The following is a 554-nucleotide window of genomic DNA, read 5'->3' on the forward strand; positions in this document are numbered from 1 at the left end:
AACGCTTCGACCGCGAACGCTTCGACTGTCACCGCCATGCCAGCGAACGCTTCGACCGCGAACGCTTCGACTGTCACCGCCATGCCAGCGAACGCTTCGACTGTCACCGCCGCGTCAGCGAATGCCTCGAAAGCGTCATCGTCTGCTTCCCCCTCGAAGTCTTCCGCGTCGGCTCGGGCGAAGACGCGGGTTTACTTTGGCTGCGACGGGGTGATGGTGCCGCTGGTGACGGACGCGGAGAAGCGCAAACGGCGGGCGACGATCAAGCATAAGCGTAAGCTGCGGGGCAAAAAGGCCAAGCCGCTGCCGCCGTTGCGACCTGGTGCCGACCAGGCCTTCAAGGAGTTCAAGCTGGTCGTCTACTATGACGACACGCGGCGGCATCGGCTGGTGGAAGGTACCCAGGGCGACCACGCAGCGGCGGGGCGGCTGATGCGGCGTCAGGCGGTTCGGCTGCGCCTTGATCTGGCGGACGAAAAGATCGGCATTGTCGATGGGGCGCCGTGGATTCGCAAGCAGGTGGCTCGGCAGAACTTGCCGCTGGACGCTTTGGG

The 554-nt window shown here is 64.8% G+C and carries 2 protein-coding genes; both read left to right on the plus strand.

Going from position 1 to position 554, the window contains the following annotated elements:
- A partial coding sequence (locus H0921_RS17605; protein ID WP_194539839.1) for a hypothetical protein occupies positions 1-272 on the plus strand: 272 nt, incomplete at its 5' end.
- A partial coding sequence (locus tag H0921_RS17610; RefSeq protein WP_194539840.1) for a hypothetical protein occupies positions 211-554 on the plus strand: 344 nt, incomplete at its 3' end. The genes H0921_RS17605 and H0921_RS17610, both read left to right, overlap by 62 nt.

Origin of the sequence: Thermogemmata fonticola, from assembly GCF_013694095.1 — a bacterium.
Lineage (GTDB): Bacteria > Planctomycetota > Planctomycetia > Gemmatales > Gemmataceae > Thermogemmata > Thermogemmata fonticola.